The 1,122-nt window shown below is 68.5% G+C and carries 2 protein-coding genes; both read right to left on the bottom strand.

What is annotated here, in order from left to right:
- Nucleotides 1-220: 220 nt before the first annotated feature.
- A complete protein-coding gene (locus Q8S40_RS14775) occupies nucleotides 221-547 on the bottom strand; it encodes a transcriptional regulator (RefSeq protein WP_305670978.1) in 327 nt (108 codons plus the stop codon).
- On the bottom strand, nucleotides 544-1,002 hold the full coding sequence (locus Q8S40_RS14770; RefSeq protein WP_305670977.1) for a hypothetical protein: 459 nt from the start codon (nucleotides 1,000-1,002) through the stop codon (nucleotides 544-546). Before Q8S40_RS14770 ends, Q8S40_RS14775 begins: the two co-directional genes overlap by 4 nt.
- Between the last annotated feature and the right edge of the window lie 120 nt (nucleotides 1,003-1,122).

The following is a 1,122-nucleotide window of genomic DNA, read 5'->3' as shown; positions in this document are numbered from 1 at the left end:
CTGCCCTCGTCCAGCAGGACGTCGATGCGTTCGCGGGCGGTCAGCTTGCCCTTGGCGTGCTGGCTGGCGATGCGGGTCTCGCCGCCGCCGAGCTTGGCCGCGGCGCGGCGGGCTTCGAGCTGTTCGAGGATGTCTTGCATGGTCGGGTCTCCTTGAGCGCGAGGCTTAAGGAGCGGCGGGTGCGGTGGCAAGGCGGGAGCGGCTCAGTGCCAGTGCTCGATCAGCCCGAGAACCCCTGCCCCAGGGGCGCGGGGGCGACCATGCCCGCCAGCCGCTGCAGTTCGGCGACATGGGCGGCGAAAGCCTTGTGGCCGGCCGACGTCAGGGCCAGCCAGGTGCGCTGGCGACCGGCGTGGGCCTGTTTGCGCAGCTTGATATAGCCCGCCTCCTCCAACTGCTTCAGGTGTTTCGACAGCACCGAATCCGAGACGGCGATGGCCTCGCGGACCATGGCGAACTCGGCCTCGTCGGCGGCCGACAGGATGGCGCAGATCTGAAGCCGGCCAGGGGCGTGGATGAGCGGATCGAATTGCGGAACGGCCGTCACCCTTCCCCCCGCATCTCGGCGCGATAGACCCGGCGCCACAGTCGTGAGCCGATCAGGGCCAGGGCGAAGGCGACAGCGATGATCGCGGCCACAACCAGCGACAGCTGGGCCGGCTCGACCATTCGCCGGGCCAGGACGACGCCCAGCATGGCTCCGGCCATCACCGCGCCGAGGGCGATCGCCACCCAACGGGCGTGCCGGGGCGAAACGCCGGTCACCCGGACCCCGGTCCGCCGCGCCGCGGCCTGAAACATCAGCACGAGGGCGAGAACGCCGAGAGTCATGCCGGTGACGTTGAACGGAATGTCCAGGGCCTGGGCGCCGACCATGCCGGCGCAGATCGCGGCATAGGACAGGTCGTAGCGCCAGCCATGACTGGCGACGCGGTCGTGGACGCTGCGGCGCGACGCTTCGATTGCGGCGAGGGCATCGGCGGGGGTGGGGTCATCGGTCATGGCGGGAGCTCACTTTCTGGATTGGAAAGTGAGCATCCCTTTCCATTTCGTCAAGTGCTTATTTTCCACTTTGGAAAGTCAGCCAAGAGCCCTGAACCACCGCTCCAGCAGCACGGCCTC

The organism is Falsiroseomonas sp. (genome assembly GCF_030695085.1).
Classification (GTDB): Bacteria; Pseudomonadota; Alphaproteobacteria; order Acetobacterales; family Acetobacteraceae; genus Falsiroseomonas.
The sequence above is the reverse complement of the archived record's forward strand: the minus strand, read 5'-3'. Positions and strand labels throughout refer to the sequence as shown.

What these genes read in the sequence shown, in the direction of transcription:
- Q8S40_RS14770 (WP_305670977.1), bottom strand. Translation starts at nt 1,002, where the DNA reads ATGACCGATGACCCCACCCCCGCCGATGCCCTCGCCGCAATCGAAGCG.